The organism is Streptomyces sp. NPDC096048 (assembly GCF_044763415.1).
In the GTDB taxonomy this organism is placed as follows: domain Bacteria; phylum Actinomycetota; class Actinomycetes; order Streptomycetales; family Streptomycetaceae; genus Streptomyces.
Window position 1 is genome coordinate 312,835 of record NZ_JBIWGG010000008.1, and the last position, 17,083, is coordinate 329,917.

General features: G+C 71.8%; 20 protein-coding genes. 7 read left to right on the top strand and 13 right to left on the bottom strand.

From position 1 onward, the window contains the following. The first annotated feature begins 352 nt into the window (after positions 1-352). The gene (locus ACIQ6R_RS23695; protein WP_404223189.1) at positions 353-2,146 is read left to right on the top strand and encodes a thiamine pyrophosphate-requiring protein; all 1,794 of its coding nucleotides are present in this window, start codon (positions 353-355) and stop codon (positions 2,144-2,146) included. Between the two features lie 76 nt (positions 2,147-2,222). On the opposite strand, the gene ACIQ6R_RS23700 is transcribed toward ACIQ6R_RS23695, so the two are convergent. The 4 genes from ACIQ6R_RS23700 to ACIQ6R_RS23715 all read right to left on the bottom strand — a co-directional run bounded on the left by ACIQ6R_RS23700 (position 2,223) and on the right by ACIQ6R_RS23715 (position 5,744). After that, positions 2,223-2,639: a VOC family protein gene (locus ACIQ6R_RS23700; protein ID WP_404171371.1), complete on the bottom strand. Its 417-nt coding sequence runs from the start codon at positions 2,637-2,639 to the stop codon at positions 2,223-2,225. A 5-nt stretch (positions 2,640-2,644) separates the two neighbouring features. Continuing rightward, on the bottom strand, positions 2,645-3,073 hold the full coding sequence (locus tag ACIQ6R_RS23705) for a helix-turn-helix transcriptional regulator (protein WP_404223191.1): 429 nt from the start codon (positions 3,071-3,073) through the stop codon (positions 2,645-2,647). A gap of 63 nt (positions 3,074-3,136) precedes the next feature. Next, a complete protein-coding gene (locus ACIQ6R_RS23710; RefSeq protein ID WP_404223193.1) occupies positions 3,137-5,527 on the bottom strand; it encodes an ATP-binding cassette domain-containing protein in 2,391 nt (796 codons plus the stop codon). 70 nt (positions 5,528-5,597) lie between these two features. Further along, positions 5,598-5,744, bottom strand: coding sequence for a hypothetical protein (locus ACIQ6R_RS23715; protein WP_404171380.1), 147 nt, complete (start codon positions 5,742-5,744; stop codon positions 5,598-5,600). Between the two features lie 202 nt (positions 5,745-5,946). On the opposite strand from ACIQ6R_RS23715, the gene ACIQ6R_RS23720 reads away from it, so the two are divergent. From ACIQ6R_RS23720 to ACIQ6R_RS23730, 3 genes are read left to right on the top strand one after another with little or no spacing between them, the layout of a single operon-like run. Further along, positions 5,947-6,354, top strand: a complete 408-nt coding sequence (locus ACIQ6R_RS23720; protein ID WP_404171383.1) for a DUF2795 domain-containing protein — start codon at positions 5,947-5,949, stop codon at positions 6,352-6,354. A gap of 32 nt (positions 6,355-6,386) precedes the next feature. Next, positions 6,387-6,830 carry a CBS domain-containing protein gene (locus ACIQ6R_RS23725; protein WP_404223195.1) on the top strand — a complete coding sequence of 148 codons (444 nt, stop codon included), beginning with the start codon at positions 6,387-6,389 and terminating at the stop codon, positions 6,828-6,830. 31 nt (positions 6,831-6,861) lie between these two features. Next, the gene (locus ACIQ6R_RS23730) at positions 6,862-7,404 is read left to right on the top strand and encodes a type 1 glutamine amidotransferase domain-containing protein (RefSeq protein ID WP_404171386.1); all 543 of its coding nucleotides are present in this window, start codon (positions 6,862-6,864) and stop codon (positions 7,402-7,404) included. 108 nt (positions 7,405-7,512) lie between these two features. Here ACIQ6R_RS23730 and ACIQ6R_RS23735 read toward each other — a convergent pair whose 3' ends face one another. After that, the gene (locus tag ACIQ6R_RS23735; RefSeq protein WP_404171389.1) at positions 7,513-7,794 is read right to left on the bottom strand and encodes a DUF6158 family protein; all 282 of its coding nucleotides are present in this window, start codon (positions 7,792-7,794) and stop codon (positions 7,513-7,515) included. A 59-nt stretch (positions 7,795-7,853) separates the two neighbouring features. Here ACIQ6R_RS23735 and ACIQ6R_RS23740 point away from each other — a divergent pair, with 59 nt between their 5' ends. Continuing rightward, entirely contained in the window at positions 7,854-8,975 is a 1,122-nt protein-coding gene (locus ACIQ6R_RS23740) for a Vms1/Ankzf1 family peptidyl-tRNA hydrolase (protein WP_404223197.1), read from the top strand. A gap of 15 nt (positions 8,976-8,990) precedes the next feature. On the opposite strand, the gene ACIQ6R_RS23745 is transcribed toward ACIQ6R_RS23740, so the two are convergent. After that, a complete protein-coding gene (locus ACIQ6R_RS23745; RefSeq protein ID WP_404171395.1) occupies positions 8,991-10,610 on the bottom strand; it encodes an ATP-binding cassette domain-containing protein in 1,620 nt (539 codons plus the stop codon). Positions 10,611-10,733: 123 nt separating this feature from the next. Here ACIQ6R_RS23745 and ACIQ6R_RS23750 point away from each other — a divergent pair, with 123 nt between their 5' ends. Together ACIQ6R_RS23750 and ACIQ6R_RS23755 are read left to right on the top strand one after the other, a co-directional pair. Beyond that, positions 10,734-12,239, top strand: coding sequence for a bifunctional phosphatase PAP2/diacylglycerol kinase family protein (locus ACIQ6R_RS23750; RefSeq protein ID WP_404223199.1), 1,506 nt, complete (start codon positions 10,734-10,736; stop codon positions 12,237-12,239). A 153-nt stretch (positions 12,240-12,392) separates the two neighbouring features. Continuing rightward, positions 12,393-13,214 carry a class I SAM-dependent methyltransferase gene (locus ACIQ6R_RS23755; RefSeq protein WP_404223201.1) on the top strand — a complete coding sequence of 274 codons (822 nt, stop codon included), beginning with the start codon at positions 12,393-12,395 and terminating at the stop codon, positions 13,212-13,214. A 65-nt stretch (positions 13,215-13,279) separates the two neighbouring features. Here ACIQ6R_RS23755 and ACIQ6R_RS23760 read toward each other — a convergent pair whose 3' ends face one another. The 7 genes from ACIQ6R_RS23760 to ACIQ6R_RS23790 are packed head-to-tail and all read right to left on the bottom strand — an operon-like array spanning position 13,280 to position 17,079. Next, on the bottom strand, positions 13,280-13,573 hold the full coding sequence (locus ACIQ6R_RS23760) for a gas vesicle protein K (RefSeq protein ID WP_404171404.1): 294 nt from the start codon (positions 13,571-13,573) through the stop codon (positions 13,280-13,282). Position 13,574: 1 nt separating this feature from the next. Further along, positions 13,575-13,757 carry a gas vesicle protein gene (locus ACIQ6R_RS23765; RefSeq protein ID WP_121750043.1) on the bottom strand — a complete coding sequence of 61 codons (183 nt, stop codon included), beginning with the start codon at positions 13,755-13,757 and terminating at the stop codon, positions 13,575-13,577. Further along, positions 13,754-14,584, bottom strand: a complete 831-nt coding sequence (locus tag ACIQ6R_RS23770; RefSeq protein WP_404223203.1) for a GvpL/GvpF family gas vesicle protein — start codon at positions 14,582-14,584, stop codon at positions 13,754-13,756. Before ACIQ6R_RS23770 ends, ACIQ6R_RS23765 begins: the two co-directional genes overlap by 4 nt. Next, complete coding sequence (locus tag ACIQ6R_RS23775; protein WP_055419336.1) at positions 14,581-14,907, bottom strand: gas vesicle protein; 327 nt, start codon at positions 14,905-14,907, stop codon at positions 14,581-14,583. Before ACIQ6R_RS23775 ends, ACIQ6R_RS23770 begins: the two co-directional genes overlap by 4 nt. Further along, positions 14,904-16,067, bottom strand: a complete 1,164-nt coding sequence (locus ACIQ6R_RS23780) for an SRPBCC family protein (RefSeq protein WP_404223206.1) — start codon at positions 16,065-16,067, stop codon at positions 14,904-14,906. Before ACIQ6R_RS23780 ends, ACIQ6R_RS23775 begins: the two co-directional genes overlap by 4 nt. Then, a complete protein-coding gene (locus ACIQ6R_RS23785; RefSeq protein WP_404223208.1) occupies positions 16,064-16,819 on the bottom strand; it encodes a DNA primase in 756 nt (251 codons plus the stop codon). Before ACIQ6R_RS23785 ends, ACIQ6R_RS23780 begins: the two co-directional genes overlap by 4 nt. Then, positions 16,816-17,079: a gas vesicle protein GvpG gene (locus ACIQ6R_RS23790; protein ID WP_404171416.1), complete on the bottom strand. Its 264-nt coding sequence runs from the start codon at positions 17,077-17,079 to the stop codon at positions 16,816-16,818. Before ACIQ6R_RS23790 ends, ACIQ6R_RS23785 begins: the two co-directional genes overlap by 4 nt. Positions 17,080-17,083: the final 4 nt, after the last annotated feature.

Below are 17,083 nucleotides of genomic sequence, written 5' to 3' on the forward strand. Positions count from 1 at the left end.
CTGTCGTCGCGCCGGGCGAGGCCCGGTCGGCGCGGCCGACGCGGACGGCGCCCGGGGTTCGTGGAACCTCCGGCGCGCGAAGCGGGCGGCACCCGTACGACGACACGGCCCTTGGGGTCGGGCGGTCACCGTGGGAGGGCGTCCGGCCCGGACGGACGCATCCGTGGCGGCGTCGCGCCGCTCCCACGGACGTGCCTCCTGTCCGAAGCACTGAATCTGCGCCTGCCCCCTGGCCCCCATGGCAAACACCCGGATGCCGCCCGGATGTCTCCACGATGTTTTCGGCGCGTGCCCGCGGTCACCCGTACCGCTTCCGCCGGCATCAACCCCATCGGTCCGGGAGGTCCGTTACATGAGCACAAAGGTGTCCGACCACGTCCTTCAGCGGCTGCGCGAATGGGGCGTCGAGCAGGTCTTCGGCTACCCGGGCGACGGGATCAACGGCCTCCTCGCCGCCTGGGGCCGGGCGGACGACCAGCCGAGGTTCGTGCAGTCCCGGCACGAGGAGATGTCCGCCTTCCAGGCGGTCGGCTACGCCAAGTTCAGCGGCCGTCTCGGCGTGTGCGCGGCGACCTCGGGGCCCGGTGCGATCCATCTGCTCAACGGGCTGTACGACGCCAAGCTCGACCATGTTCCGGTGCTGGCGATCGTCGGGCAGACCCACCGGACCGCGATGGGCGGCTCCTACCAGCAGGAGGTGGACCTGCACACGCTGTACAAGGACGTCGCCTCCGAATTCGTGGAGACGGTGACGGTCCCGGAGCAGCTGCCGAACGTGCTGGACCGGGCGATCCGCACCGCGTACGCGCGTCGTTGTCCGACGGCGGTCATCATCCCCGGCGATGTGCAGGAGCTGGACTACTCGCCGCCCACCCACGAGTTCAAGATGGTGCCCTCCAGCCTGGACCGGGGCTCCTGGACGGCGGTCCCGTCCGACGACTCCGTGCGGCGGGCGGCCGAGGTGCTCAACTCCGGTGACAAGGTGGCGATCCTGGTAGGCCAGGGCGCGGCCGGGGCCCGGCACCAGGTGGAGACGCTCGCCGAGATGCTCGGCGCGGGCGTGGCCAAGGCGCTGCTCGGCAAGGACGTGATCAGCGACGGACTGCCGTACGTCACCGGCTCGATCGGTCTGCTCGGCACGCGCCCCTCGTACGAGCTGATGCGGGACTGCGACACCCTGCTGACCATCGGGTCCTCGTTCCCGTACTCGCAGTTCCTGCCGGAGTTCGGCAAGGCGCGGGGCGTGCAGATCGACATCGACCCGCACATGATCGGGATGCGCTATCCGTACGAGGTGAATCTCGTCGGCGACGCGAAGGCCACCCTGGACCGGCTGATCCCGCTGATCGAGGGCGGCCGGGGGCGCGAGTGGCACGACACGGTGTGCGACAACGTCACGCGCTGGCGCGGGGTCATGGAGCGGCGGGCCGGGCTGGCGGCCGACCCGATCAACCCGGAGTACGTGGCCGCCGCGCTGGACCCGATGCTGCCCGACGACGCGATCGTCACCTCCGACTCGGGTTCGACGGCGAACTGGTACGCCCGGCACCTGACCATGGGGCCCGGCATGCGCGGCTCGCTGTCCGGCACGCTGGCCACCATGGGCTGCGGGGTGCCGTACGCGATCGGCGCGAAGTTCGCCCACCCGGACCGGCCCGTGATCGCCCTGGTCGGGGACGGCGCGATGCAGATGAACGGGCTGGCGGAGATGATCACGGCGGCGAAGTACCGCGACCTGTGGGAGGACCCGCGGCTGATCGTGGCCGTCTGGAACAACCGGGACCTCAATCAGGTCACCTGGGAGATGCGGGCCATGGAGGGCGCGCCGTCCTTCCTGCCCTCGCAGTCGCTCCCGGACGTGCGCTACGCCGACTTCGCCCGCTCGCTGGGCCTGACCGGGATCCGGGTGGAGAAGCCGGACGAGGTGGAGGCGGCCTGGCGGGCGGGGCTCGCGGCGGACGGTCCCGCGGTGCTCGAGTTCCTCACCGACCCCGCCGTGCCCCCGATCCCGCCGCACGCCACCTGGGAGCAGATGGAGGCGACGGCCGCCTCGATCCTGAAGGGCGACGCGGACCGGGGGTCCATGGTCAAGCAGGGGTTCAAGGCGAAGGTGCAGGAGTTCCTGCCGGGGCGGGAGAAGGGATAGCCGGTCCTCCTCAGGCGGGTCCGGTCTCACCGCGGTCCCTCTCACCGCGGTCCCTCTCACCGCGGTCCCCTCGGGGTCACCCCTTGCGCGGCTGGTTGAAGCGCAGCATGTTGCCGGCGGGGTCGCGGAAGGCGCAGTCGCGGACGCCGTAGGGCTGGTCGACCGGCTCCTGGAGGACCTCCGCGCCCGCGGCCCGGATGCGTTCGAAGGTGGCGTCGACGTCGTCGGTGGTGAAGATGACGCCGCGCAGCAGGCCCTTCGCCAGCAGTTCGGCCATGGCCTCCTTGTCGGCGGCCGAGGCGTTCGGGTCCGCGAGCGGGGGTTCGAGGACGATGTCCACGCCGGGCTGGTCCGGAGAGCCGACGGTCACCCAGCGCATTCCCTCGAACCCGACGTCGTTGCGGACCTCCAGTCCGAGTACGTCGCGGTAGAAGGCGAGCGCCTTGTCGTGGTCGTCGACGGCGATGAAGCACTGCGAGAGGTTGATGTCCATGCGTCTCACGCTACGGGCGGGGTCGCGGGCTTCGCTTCTCCGTTCCTGACCGGTCGCGTGTAGATCTTGGCGACGCAGGCCGGGATGGCGGCGCCGTCGGCGTGGTCGCGGGCCCGGTAGGCGCTCGGGCTCTCGCCGACCAGTTCGGTGAACCGCGAACTGAAGGATCCCAGCGAGGTACAGCCGACCTCGAAGCAGACCTCCGTCACCGTCAGGTCGCCGCGCCGCAGCAGGGCCTTGGCCCGCTCGATCCGCCGCGTCATCAGATAGCTGTACGGCGTCTCCCCGTAGGCGGCGCGGAAGCTGCGGGAGAAGTGGCCCGCCGACATGAGGGCGACGCGCGCCAGCGCCGGAACGTCGAGCGGCTCGGCGTATCCGCGGTCCATCAGGTCACGGGCCCGGCGCAGCCGCACCAGGTCCTCCAACGTCGTCACCCCACCACGATCCCACAGCGCCGGACACCACGGGTACCGGCACTGTGGGGGGCGGGGCCGCGGTCAGGCACCGACGTACGCCGCGAGGTGCTCGCCGGTGAGGGTGGAGCGGTCGGCGACGAGGTCGGCGGGGGTGCCCTCGAAGACGATCCGGCCGCCGTCGTGGCCGGCGCCGGGGCCGAGGTCGATGATCCAGTCGGCGTGCGCCATGACCGCCTGGTGGTGCTCGATGACGATGACCGACTTGCCGGCGTCGACGAGGCGGTCGAGCAGGCCGAGCAGTTGCTCGACGTCGGCGAGGTGCAGGCCGGTGGTGGGTTCGTCGAGTACGTAGACGCCGCCCTTGTCGCCCATGTGGGTGGCCAGCTTGAGCCGCTGGCGTTCGCCGCCGGACAGCGTGGTGAGCGGCTGACCGAGGGTGAGGTAGCCGAGCCCGACGTCGGCGAGCCGGTCGAGGATCTTGTGCGCGGCCGGGGTGCGGGCCTCGCCGGTGGCGAAGAACTCCTCGGCCTGGGCCACCGACATGGCGAGGACCTCGCTGATGTCCCGGCCACCGAGGCGGTACTCCAGTACCGAGGGCTGGAACCGCTTACCCTCGCAGTCCTCGCAGGGTGTGGCGACGCCCGCCATCATCGCCAGGTCCGTGTAGATGACACCGGCGCCGTTGCAGGTGGGGCAGGCGCCCTCGGAGTTGGCGCTGAACAGGGCGGGCTTGACGCCGTTGGCCTTGGCGAAGGCCTTGCGGATCGGGTCGAGCAGCCCGGTGTACGTCGCCGGGTTGCTCCGCCGGGAGCCCTTGATGGGGCTCTGGTCGACCGACACGACGTCCGCGCCGGCCGGGACCGAGCCGTGGATCAGGGAGCTCTTGCCGGAGCCCGCCACGCCGGTGACCACGCAGAGCACGCCGAGCGGGACGTCGACGTCGACGTCCTGGAGGTTGTGCGTCGTGGCGCCGCGGATCTCCAGCGTCCCGGTGGGCTCGCGGACCGTCTCCTTGAGGGACGACCGGTCGTCGAGGTGGCGGCCGGTGACGGTGTCGCCGGCCCGTAGCCCCTCCACGGTGCCCTCGAAGCAGACGGTGCCGCCCGCCGTGCCGGCACCGGGGCCGAGGTCGACGACGTGGTCGGCGATCGCGATCGTCTCCGGCTTGTGCTCGACGACGAGCACGGTGTTGCCCTTGTCCCGCAGCCGCAGCAGCAGGTCGTTCATGCGCTGGATGTCGTGCGGGTGGAGGCCGATGGTGGGCTCGTCGAAGACGTACGTGGTGTCGGTGAGGGACGAGCCGAGGTGGCGGATCATCTTGACGCGCTGTGCCTCGCCGCCCGACAGGGTGCCCGCCGGCCGGTCGAGCGAGAGGTAGCCGAGACCGATCTCCACGAACGAGTCGAGGGTGTCCCGCAACGCGGTGAGCAGCGGCGCCACCGACGGGTCGTCGAGACCACGCACCCACTCGGCCAGGTCGCGGATCTCCATCGCGCAGGCGTCGGCGATGGAGATCTTCCCGATCCTCGACGACCGGGCGCCCTCGCTGAGCCTGGTGCCGTCGCACTCGGGACAGGTGGTGAAGGTGACGGCCCGCTCCACGAACGCCCGGATGTGCGGCTGCATCGCCTCCTTGTCCTTGGACAGGAACGACTTCTGGATCTTCGGGATCAGTCCTTCGTAGGTGAGGTTGACTCCGCTGACCTTCACCTTGACCGGCTCGCCGTAGAGGAAGTCCCGTAGCTCCTTCTCGGTGTACTCGCGGATCGGCTTGTCCGGGTCCACGAAGCCGGACTGGGCGTAGACCTGCACGGTCCACTGGCTGTCCGACTTCCAGCCGGGGATCGTGAACGCGCCCTCGGCGAGCGACTTGGAGTCGTCGTAGAGCTGGGAGAGGTCGATGTCGGAGACCTTGCCCCGGCCCTCGCAGTGGGTGCACATGCCGCCGGTGCGCTCGTACGTGGCCTTGACGGCCTTCTTGTTGCCGCGCTCGACGGTGATCGCGCCGCTCGCCCGGACGGAGGCGGTGTTGAAGGAGTACGCGCTGGGCGGTCCGATGTGCGGGTCCCCGAGCCGGCTGAAGAGGATGCGCAGCATCGCGTTGACGTCGGTGGCGGTGCCGACCGTGGAGCGGGGGTCGGCGCCCATCCGCTGCTGGTCCACGATGATCGCGGTGGTCAGGCCGTCGAGGACGTCGACCTCGGGCCGGGCCAGCGTCGGCATGAAGCCCTGCACGAAGGCGCTGTAGGTCTCGTTGATCAGCCGCTGCGACTCGGCGGCGATCGTGTTGAACACCAGTGAGCTCTTGCCCGAGCCGGAGACGCCGGTGAACACCGTCAGCCGGCGCTTGGGGATCTCGATGCTGACGTCCTTGAGATTGTTCTCGCGGGCACCGTGCACACGGATCAGGTCGTGGCTGTCCGCCACATGCGGCGCGGTCACCTGCCGGTCCGTTCTCCTGGCGCTGCTCATCGGTGTCTCCCTCTGTCGAGCGGGTCAGCAGGGACACGCTAGACGGAGCGACGTGGGCCTCGCTTCTCGATTACTGATCCGTTCGCGCGGCCGCGGCCGCGTCGGCGTCGTCGGACGGCCGCGCGGTGTCGGGCAGCAGGAGTTCCTCGTAGCGGCCGAGGGCCAGCACCACGCCGAGCATGAGGACCGGAATGAACACAGCGAGCAGCACCGCCATGATCCGTCCTTCCCGATAAGGGGTGGGCGTGGGGGGTGGTGGCGAGAGCCGGGTTCCCCGGGCCCGCCGGGCAAACCCGCGGTGCACGCGAAGGCACGCAGCGTGGCCGGGGAAATCGGACCGGACCCGTCCGGAGGAATCCGTGTCGGCCCCCGGTGTCCGGGTACGCGGTCGGCACCCCCTGAAGGATCTGGAGGGAGACATGCAGCGAGGCAGTGACCGGATGAGCGTCCACCGCGACGACGAGATGAAGCACGAACTGCAGGGTCTGCTCAGGTCCGGGCACCCCACCCGTACCGAGGAGTGGCACGACCCGGAACCGGCTGCCGAGGACGACCCGGACGTCACCTACGGACCGGTGACACCGGGCCGTGGACCGACGTATCTGGAAGCCCTCCGGCTCGAACTGGCCCGGAACCTGACCCGGGGCACCTTCCCCGCGAGCCCGCGGGAGCTGACCCGGGCGCTGCGCCGCGGCCACGCGCCCGACGCCCTCGTCGAGGGACTGGAGCGGCTGCCGCACAAGGCGCGCTACGACAACGTCCAGGAACTGGCGGTGGCCCTGACCGAGAACGGCGGGTCCGGATCCGCCGGGACGCAGGGCGCGTAGGCGCCGGAAAGGGCGGGCCTGCAATGGCTCCTATGGCCGAGCACGCGGCCCAGTACGTGCGGGACGTCATGACGCCGGGGGTGACCGCCGTCCGCCCGGACTCCTCACTCGTCGAGGCGGCGCAGCTGATGCGCACGCAGAACATCGGTGACGTGGTGGTCGCGGACGGCCAGGACGTCGTAGGCCTGATCACCGACCGTGACATCACGGTGCGGGCGGTGGCCGAGGGCCTCGACCCGATGGGAGTGGGCGTCCGGGCGGTCTGCACCCGCGACCCGCTCACGGTCTCCCCGGACGACCCGGTCGCGGACGTGGTCGCGCTGATGCGTGACCACGCCGTACGCCGGCTGCCGGTCGTGGAGGACGGGCTGCCGGTCGGGATGGTGAGCCTCGGCGATCTGGCCGAGGCCCGGGATCCCTCATCGGCGCTCGCCGACATCAGCCGCGCGGAACCGGACGCCCGGGCCGGCGGCTGACGACACATGCCAGGAAAGGAATCCGAACCACATGCGCATCGCATTTCTGTCCGCGCCCGAGGGCGTGGAGCAGGTCGAACTGACCGAGCCGTGGCAGGCGGCGAAGGACGCGGGCCACGAGCCCGTGCTCGTCTCCACGCAGTCAGGTGAGATCCAGGGCTTCGACCACCTCGACAAGGCGGACACCTTCCCGGTGGACGAGACGGTGGGCGACACGTCCGCCGACTCGTTCGGCGGGCTGGTCCTGCCCGGCGGCGTGGCCAATCCGGACTTCCTGCGGATGGACGAGAAGGCCGTGGCGTTCGTCAAGGACTTCTTCGAGCAGGGCCGGCCGGTGGCCGCCATCTGCCACGCGCCGTGGACCCTCATCGAGGCCGACGTCGTACGCGGCCGGGTCGTGACCTCGTGGCCCAGTCTGCGGACCGACCTGCGCAACGCCGGAGCCACCTGGGTCGATGAGCAGGTGAAGGTCTGCGACCACGGGAACAACGTGCTGATCACCAGCCGCAAGCCGGACGACCTCAAGGCGTTCTGCGAGACGTTCCTCGCGGAGTTCGCCAAGGCGGGCGGCTGAGAGACGAGGCGAGCCCGGCTCTCCGGTGCGCCCCGATCGCGCCGGAGGGCCGGGCCCCCGCGTGTCCGGGCGGCCCGGTCAGGCGGCCAGCGCTTCCGGGCGGCCCGGTCAGCCGCCGGACGTGGTGCCCTCCCCGCAGCCCCGTTCCCGGGCACCCTCGCGGGTGCGACCCGCGGCGACCGGGCGGCGGGGGTTGCGGCGCAGCCACTCGCCCTCCAGCTGCGCCATGCGGTCGTTGTGGGCCCGCAGCGCGTCGTTCGCCCCGTACAGCAGGGTGTCGTGGCGCGTGCGGTGGATGGTCTCCAGCTCTTTCATGAGCTGCTGGTCGTCCAGGCGGCCCGGGTCCACGCCGCCGGTCGTGGTGTCGTCACGCGTGTCGTGTTCGTTCATGCCGGCCGGGTACCCGCCCCGGAGCACTACCACCCCCGAGCGGCACCCGGGAGGGAGCCATGGATCTCGCGTTTCTGCACCCCCTCTACGAACACCAGGGGCCCTGGGCCTCCGTCTACGTCGATCTCTCCCGACACACGGAGGACACCCCCCACGAACGTGAGCTGACGGCCGCCGCGGTGGCCCGGGAGCTGGCGGAACAGGGCGCGGACGACGCGACCTGCCGGGCCGTGAAGGAGGCGGTGGAAGGGCTGCGCCACGCCACCGACCCGCACGGGCGGGCCCTGTTCGCGTGTGCCGGACGGGTGGTCCTGGATCCGCCGCTGGCCCGGCCCCCGTACGGTGGGACCACCGCCGACTGGGCGCCGCTGCCGCACGTCGCACCGCTGCTGGAGCTGGCGGGCGAGGACCCGGTGTGCGTGGTGGCGTACGTCGACCGCAAGGGCGCCGACTTCGAGCTGCGCAGCGCGCTGGGCAGCTCGGACGCGGGCGGTGTGACCGGCCGGCAGTGGCCGGTGCACCGCACGAGCAGCGCCGACTGGTCGGAGCGCCACTTCCAGCTGCGGGTGGAGAACACCTGGGAGCACAACGCGGCGGAGATCGCGGACGCGCTCGCCGTGTGCCAGGAGGAGACGGGGGCCGACCTGTTGATCCTGGTGGGTGACGACCGGGAGCGGCGGTCCGTGCACGAGCGGCTTCCGAAACGGCTGCAGGACCGCATCGCCGAGGCCTCGCGCGGCGCCGGCAGCAGGCTGCTGGACGACGAGGTGGAAGGGCTGCGGGAGGAGCATGTGCGCTCGCGTGCCCGGGAGGACCTGGACCGGTTCCTGGCCGCCCGGTCACCGGACGGCGAGGGCCGGGCGGGTGCCGCGGAGGGCGTGCCCGCGTTGGTCGAGGCCGCCCGGGAGCACCGCATCGACGAGCTGCTGATCATCCCGGACGCCCCCGACACCCACCGCGAGGTGTGGGTCGGCGAGGACGCCGACCAGCTGGCGGTGCGCCGTACGGAGCTGAAGACGCTCGGCGAGCAGAACTCCTGGTCGGCCCGCGCGGACGACGCCTTGCTGCGCTCGGCGGTGATGACCGGCGCCCCCGCGATCTCCGTGACGCCGGCCCTGCCGTCCGAGGCGGATCAGAAGGCGCCGGTGGGCGGCCTGGGGGCGCTGCTGCGCTGGAAGTGACCTTCGCGTGAGCCGTCAGCGGGCCCGTTCGACCCGCCGTTCGTCCCAGACCGGTTCCGGCGTCTCGCGGACGCGTCCGTCGCTGCCGAAGACCAGGTACCGGTCGAAGGAGCGGGCGAACCAGCGGTCGTGGGTGACCGCGAGGACCGTGCCCTCGAAGCCCTCCAGGCCCTCCTGGAGGGCTTCGGCCGATTCCAGGTCGAGGTTGTCGGTCGGCTCGTCGAGCAGGAGGGCGGTGACGCCCTGGAGTTCCAGCAGGAGGATCTGGAAGCGGGCCTGCTGGCCGCCGGAGAGGCGGTCGAAGGCCTGCTCGGCCTGCTGGGTCAGCTCGTAGCGGCGCAGCCTCGACATGGCGGCGCCCCGGTCCTGGGCGTGCTCGGTCCACAGGATGTCCAGGAGGGTGCGGCCCAGCAGCTCCGGGTGGGCGTGGGTCTGCGCGAAGTGTCCGGGCACCACGCGCGCGCCGAGCTTCCAGTTCCCGGTGTGTGCCACGTCGTCGCCGGCGAGCAGCCGCAGGAAGTGCGACTTGCCGGAGCCGTTGGAGCCGAGGACGGCGACCCGTTCGCCGTAGAAGACCTCCAGGTCGAAGGGTTTCATCAGGCCGGTGAGTTCCAGCCGCTCGCAGGTGACGGCGCGGACGCCGGTGCGGCCGCCCTTCAGCCGCATCCGGATGTCCTGCTCGCGCGGCGGCTCGGGCGGCGGTCCGGCCTCCTCGAACTTGCGCAGCCGGGTCTGGGCGGCGGCGTAACGGGAGGCCATGTCGTGGCTGACGGCGGCGGCCTGACGCAGCGTCAGCACCAGTTTCCTCAGCTGGGCGTGCTTCTCGTCCCAGCGGCGGCGCAGTTCCTCGAAGCGGGCGAAGCGTTCACGCCGGGCGTCGTGGAAGGTGGCGAAGCCGCCACCGTGCACCCAGGCGTCGGCGCCCGCGGGGCCGGGTTCCAGGGAGACGATCTTCTCGGCGGCGCGGGCGAGCAGTTCCCGGTCGTGGGAGACGAAGAGCACCGTCTTGCGGGTCTCCTTCAGCCGCTCCTCCAGCCAGCGCTTGCCGGGCACGTCGAGGTAGTTGTCCGGCTCGTCGAGCAGCAGCACCTCGTCGGTGCCGCGCAGCAGCGCCTCCAGGACCAGGCGCTTCTGCTCGCCGCCCGACAGGGTGCTCACCCGTCGCCACTGGGCCTTCTCGTAGGACACGCCCAGGGCGGCCGTGGTGCAGATGTCCCAGAGGGTCTCGGCCTCGTAACCCTGAGCCTCGGCCCAGTCGGCGAGCGCCTGGGCGTAGCGCATCTGGGCGGCCTCGTCGTCGACGGTCATGATCCCGTGCTCGGCGGTGTCGACGGCGCGCGCGGCCTCGCGGATGCGCGGCGACGCCACGGACACCAGCAGGTCCCGCACGGTCGTCTCGTCCCGGACGGAGCCCACGAACTGCCGCATCACGCCGAGGCCGCCGCCGACGGTGACCGTGCCGTCGTGCGGTTTCAGCTCCCCGGACAGCAGGCGCAGCAGGGTGGTCTTGCCCGCTCCGTTGGGTCCGACGAGGGCCACGACGGCCCCCTCCCCCACCCGGAAGGAGACATCGCCGAGCAGCGCCCTCCCGTCGGGGAGGTAGTACTCCAGGTGCGCGGCTTCGAGATGACCCATGGGACCGGATTCTGCGGCTCCGGGCATGCCCCGGGCAAACCGATTTCACCCGCCGCGGCCGCGGCTCCGGTACATGGGGCGCGCCACCCGCAGGAATCGCGTTCCGCAGGGTAGGCGGGAGACATGAGCCCCGACGTAGATCTCACCGCCCCGACGCCCGGCCCGCACCCGGTCCGCGACGGTTTCCTGCGGCTGGACCAGCGTGTGTTCGAGGCCGTCGCCGCCCGCACCTGGCCCGGCGCCGCCCCCCTGCTGCCCCGGCTGAGCCGCACCGCCAACCACGGCGTGCTGTGGTTCGCGGCGGCCGCCGGGCTGGCCGCGTCCCGCACGCCGAGGGCCCGTCGCGCCGCCGCCCGGGGCCTCGCCTCGCTGAGCCTGGCCTCGCTGACGATCAACACCCTCGGCAAGCGGTCGGTCCGCCGCTCCCGTCCCGTCCTCGACCCGGTGCCGCTGGTGCGGCAGCTGAAGCGGCAGCCGATCACGACGTCGTTCCCGTCGGGGCACGCGGCGTCGGCCGCCGCCTTCGCGACCGGTGTCGCGCTGGAATCCCCGGCGTGGGGCGCGGCGGTGGCCCCGGTGGCCGCCGCGGTCGCCCTCTCCCGGGTCTACACCGGCGTCCACTATCCGAGCGACGTGCTGGCCGGTGCGGCGCTCGGGGTGGGGGCCGCGTTCGCCGTACGGGGCATGGTGCCGACGCGCGCCCAGCTCACCCCGCCGGCCCGGCCGCGCGCCGAGGTCCCGGCGCTGCCCGGGGGCGAGGGCCTCGTCATGGTGGCCAACATCGGCTCGGGCACCTCGGACCGGGTGCGGGCGCTGTGCGACGCGCTGCCCGACGCGGAGGTGGTGGAGTGCGAGCCGGAGGACGTCCGGGCGGAACTGGAGAAGGCCGCCGAGCACGCCCGGGTGCTCGGTGTGTGCGGCGGCGACGGCACCGTGAACGCCGCGGCCGAGATCGCGGTCCGCCGCGGACTGCCGCTCGCGGTGCTGCCCGGCGGCACGCTCAACCACTTCGCCTACGACCTCGGCGTGGAGGACGTACGGGATCTGTGCCGGGCGCTGGAGCGGGGCGAGGGCGTGCGCGTGGACGTGGGCCGGTTCACCTCCGGCGGGCAGCGCGGCGTCTTCCTGAACACCTTCAGCCTCGGCGTGTACCCGGAACTGGTGCACGAGCGGGAGCGCTGGTCGCCCCGGATCGGCGGCTGGCCGGCCGGGGTGGTCGCGGCCATCCGGGTGCTGCGCGCCGACCGGCACCCGTTGGAGGCCGAGGTACGGGGCCGCCGGCGCCCGCTGTGGATGCTGTTCGCGGGCAACGGCACGTACCACCGCAGGGGCATCGCCTCCGGCCGCCGTCTCGACCTGGCGGACGGGCAGCTGGACGTGCGGGTGGTCCACGGTGGCCGCCGGCCCGCCCTGCGGCTGCTGTCCGCGGCCCTGGCCGGTCCGCTGACCCGCTCCCCCGCCCACGCGGCGGTGCAGGTGAGCCGGCTGCGCCTGTCCGGGGTCGCGCCGGGCACGCTGATGGCCTTCGACGGCGAGCTGACGGAGACGGAGGGCGACCTGACGCTCGAGAAGCTGCCCGAGGCGCTCACGGTGTACCGCCCGCTGCCCGGGGACGGACTCCTCTCCTGACGGCTTTCCCGGCTTCCCGGCCTCTCCGGCTTCCCGGCCTCTCAAACCTCCTGACCCTCCTGACGCACTGTCAGTCCACATCATAAAACATGGGTCTCATCATTCGGCCGGTGCGCGTACGGTGACCCGCATCGTCGGGAGAGGGGACCCACCATGCCGAAACCGCGGGAGACCGCCGTGTACACGCACGGACACCACGAGTCCGTGCTCCGCTCGCACACCTGGCGCACCGCCGCCAACTCCGCCGCCTACCTGCTGGGTTCGCTCACGTCCGACATGCGGATCCTGGACATCGGCTGCGGTCCGGGCACCATCACCGCGGACCTGGCGGAACTGGTCCCGGACGGACACGTCACCGGCGTGGACCGGGCGCCGGAGATCGTCGAGCGGGCCCGGGCCACGGCGGCCGAACGCGGGCTCGCCAACACCGACTACGCGGTCGCGGACGTGCACGCGCTGGACTACCCGGACGACACGTTCTGCGTCGTCCACGCCCACCAGGTCCTCCAGCACGTGGGCGATCCGGTGCGGGCCCTGCGCGAGATGAGGCGGGTGGCGAGGCCGGACGGGATCATCGCCGTCCGCGACTCGGACTACGGCGCCATGACCTGGTACCCCACGTCCCCGGGCATGGACGACTGGCTGGACCTGTACCACCGGGTGGCCCGCGCCAACGGCGGCGAGCCGGACGCCGGGCGCCGGCTGAAGGCCTGGGCGCTCCAGGCGGGGTTCACGGACATCACGGCGACCTCCGCCACCTGGACCTTCGCCACACCCGAGGAGCGCCGGTGGTGGAGCGGCCTGTGGGCGGACCGCACCCTGGCGTCCTCGTACGCCGAGCGCGCCACCGAGGGCGGCCATGCGACGGCGGAGCGGCTGCGGGCCGTCTCGGACGCCTGGCGGGAGTGGGGCGAGCGGCCGGAGAGCTGGTTCAGCGTCCTGCACGGGGAGATCCTGTGCCGGAAGGAAGCCTGACGGGCGCCCGGTCACGGCCGCTGGGTCGCCTGGTCCGCGCGTACAGAGGCTGCCGCCCCGGGAGGTCACTCCCGGGGCAGTAGCGGTCCCAGCGGCCCGAGGTCCAGGTTCAGGTCCTCGGGCCGCAGACCGTAGCGGTCGCGCAGTTCGGTCATCCGGTCGTCGAGGAGCATCAGGGTGAGCCCGATCCGCTCCTCCTGCTCCTCGCTCAGGTCGCCCTCGTCGACGCGGCGCAACGCCTGGCGCTCCATGAGCTGGCGCAGCAGTTCGACGACGGTCAGCACCAGTTTGATCAGATCGCGCTCGACCGTGTCGGGTTCGAGGTCGAGGCGCTTTCGGGGCTCAGGATGTTCACTCACGTCAATCCCCGAACGGCGACGGAACATTGTGGTTGACCGAGCTGATCAACGCGTTCAGGTCGATGCGGACCAGGTCGACGTCCGCGATGCGCAGCGTGACGTCGCCGGTGATGACGACTCCGCCGGCCAGCAGCCGGTCGAGCAGGTCGACGAGGGCGATCTCACGGCGTTCGACGACGGTCATGATCCCTCCCCCGCGCTTTCCTCGCCGACGGCTCCTCGGTCACCGGATTCCTCACTCCGGTCACCGGTTTCTTCACCCGCGAAGGAATAGGCCGCCCACGGCCCCGTGAGTTCCACGCGGATTCCGGGGGCGTCGTCCTTCGTCCGGTCCACCATCTCCACGAATTCCTCGGACACGTCGCGCCGTACCAGATAGGCGGCGTTCAGGACGTTCCGTCCGGCGGCACCGGAGAGGCTGGGATTCTGCGGCGCGTGCAGCCGCGCGTCGTCGGCCCGGGAGGACAGCGTCCCGTGCAGGCGGGTCGCGAACTCCTCGGCCCTGCTCCACAGGTCGTCGTTGGCCCGTGTCTGCCGTCGCCGCTGCCGCAGGTAGTCCCGGCCCGAAACGGGCTTCGGGGCGGGCTGCGCCGGTCCGGCGGCCTGCTCGGGCTCCGGCTCGACGTACACCTTGACGCCCCACTCCACGCGCCCGTCCAGCCGGTCGAGCGTCCGCCGGAAGGCCTCCTCGCGCTCCTCCATCATCACGCGTACGCCGCTGTCGTCCCGGAAGACGGTGGCCAGCCGGAGCGGCAGCGGGGTGGTGACGGCGGTGAGCGCGTCGATGACCTGCTGGTGGGCCCGGGCGGTCCCGGCGAGCCAGTCGAGGTCTTCCAGGTGGGCGCGCAGCGCTTCCTCGGAGAAGTCGCCCTCCGGCACATGGCTGACCACGGCGACCAGGTCGCGGTGGGCCAGCAGCCGGGGTGGGTCCCCCGCCACCCCGGCCAGCTGGGACTGGAGGGCGGCGCCGAAGGGGCGGCAGACGGCGTAGACGTACCGCAGTCCGGTCACGGTGCCTCCCTCGGTACGCGGCCCGGATCCAGTTCGCGCAGGCGTTCGCGCAGTTCGGCGTTCTCCCGGGTCAGTTCGTCGCGCCGGGCGCGCGAGGAGAGCGCGGGGTCGCTCTCCCACCAGTCGATGCCCATTTCCTTGGCCTTGTCGACGGACGCGACGACGAGCCGCAGCTTGATGGTGAGCAGCTCTATGTCGAGCAGGTTGATCCGGATGTCGCCCGCGATGACGACTCCCTTGTCGAGCACCCGCTCCAGAATGTCGGCGAGATTGGCGCTCTGTCCCTGGCCATAGGGATCGGGCAGCCGGCTGGGCGTGGTCATCGCCGGCTCCCGCTGTCGGCGTCCTCGTACTCGTCACGGGACGCGTACTCGTCCTCGCCGGCTTCCTTGTCCTCCTCGTACTCGCCCTCGGGCTCCTCCTCGTACTCGCCCTCGGGCTCCTCTTCGTACTGCTCCTCGGTTTCGCCCTCGGGCTCCTCCTCGTACTCGGCGTCGGCGTCCGCTTCGCCCTCCTCCTCGGCGTACGGCGCTTCCTCCGCGCCCTCGGGCTCCTCTTCGCCCTCGTCGGCCTCTTCCCCCTCGGGCTCCTGCTCCTGCTCCTCTTCCTCCGCGAGGGCGTCCTCGTGGCTGCGGACGACCTCGCCGTCGCGGATCTCACCGCGCCAGCCGTCGTCCGCCTCGCCCTTGAGGGTGATGTGGCGGACGTAGTTCTTCAGGTCGAGACGGGCCCGGCGGCCCTGGGCGCGCCAGATGTTGCCGGTCTTCTCGAACAGGCCGCTCGGGTAGTACTCGATGACCAGGATCACGCGGGTGAGGCTGTCGGCGAGCTGGTGGAAACTGACGACGCCCTTGGTCGTGCCCTTGGCGCCCTCCGACGTCCAGGAGATCCGGTCGTCCGGCACCTGCTCGGTGGTCTTCGCCTTCCAGCTGCGGTTGGACCAGAAGACCTTGAGCTGCCAGTCGGACGAGGTGTCGTCGGCGCGGTTGGCGCTCTTGACGCCCTTGGCGAAGGTGCTGAAGTCCTGGTACTGGGTCCACTGGTCGTAGGCCGTGCGCAGCGGGACACCGACGTCGACGTACTCGATGATGACGGTCGGCTTCTGGCCACCGCCGCCCTTCTTCCTCCCCTTGCCACCGGTGAGGTTCTTGACGGCGCCGACCACGTTGTCCTTCACCTTGCCGGCGCCGACCTCGAACGCGGCCCGCATCGGGCCCTTGCCCTCGGCGAGCTTGCGTCCGCCGTCGAGCGCGAGCTTGGCGAATCCGGGGCTGTTGCCCTCGGCGATGTCGTTCAGCTTGCCGGTGGTCTCGCCGAGCTTGGTGCCGACGCCGGTCAGCAGCCGCGTGACCTGGGCGGCGAGGTACTCCTGCACCTCCGCCTTGAGGCGGTCGGCCGCCTCGCTCTGGGCGACGTCGGCGATCGGGTTCTTCTTCGCGGCCTTGCCCGCCGTGGACGCCGCGGAACCGAGCGTGTCGCTCATCGCTCACCACCACCCTTCGACTGACGGCCCCCGGCGCCGCGGGCGGCGCTCCTGGCGCCGGCCGTCTTCTTGCCGGCCGCCTTCTCGGCGGGCTGCGCGCGCTTCGCAGCGGCCTTCTTCGCGGGCGCCTTGGCCGCCGCCTTCTTCGCGGGCGCGGGCGCCTTCCTGGCCGCCTTGCGCGGCTCGGGCGGCGCCTTCTTCGCCGCCCGCGCGGGCCGCGGCCCGCGCCGACGCTCGGGCTCCTCCTCGGGCTCCTCGTCGGACCGCTCGTCCGCCGGCTCGTCCTCGTAGCGGCCGTCCTCGTGGCGGTCGTCGTCGTACTCCGCGCGTTCCTCCGAGTCCTCCGAGGCCTCGGAGTCGCGGGAGTCGTCGGAGTCGTCGGAGTCGTCGGAGTCCTCGGCGGACTCGGAACCGACGCCGGGCGCCTGGGACGCCACACCGGAGAGCTGGTCACGCACCTGGGCGGTGCGGCCGTGCAGCCGGTCGGCGAGCGCGTCGATCTGCCGCTCGACCATGGCGCCCGAGGCCGCCTTGCCCACGCCCCGAAGGTCGGTGCGCAGCTGGTCCCCTATCTCCTTGAACTGCGGGTTGTTCTGCAGCTGGGTGGAGACGAGCTCGGCGATGCCCTTCGGCGTCAGGTTCATCTTCTTGCCTGCCACCATGGTGCCCACGGCGACGGCGAGTTTCAGTTTCTTCGTACGTCCCAGCAGATATCCGGCCCCCACCGCGAGGCCCATTCCCACTCGATTCATGGTGCCGTCCCGTTGCCCAATCCCGCGCTCGTGCGCGTAGCGATCTCCAGCCGGTCCAGAAGCTCGTCCTCCTGTCGGTCGAACTCCTCCTCGGTGATCTCGCCGGATTCCAACTGCTCCTCCAGACGGGCTAGTTCGGCCCTGATCGTGGCCGGGTCGTAGTAGATGCGCTCCGCCTCGCTCAGCACCTGTCTGATGGCCCAGCCGGCGCCGCGCACCGGGGCGAGCGGCAGCAGCAGCACCTCCGAGATCAGTCCCATCCCG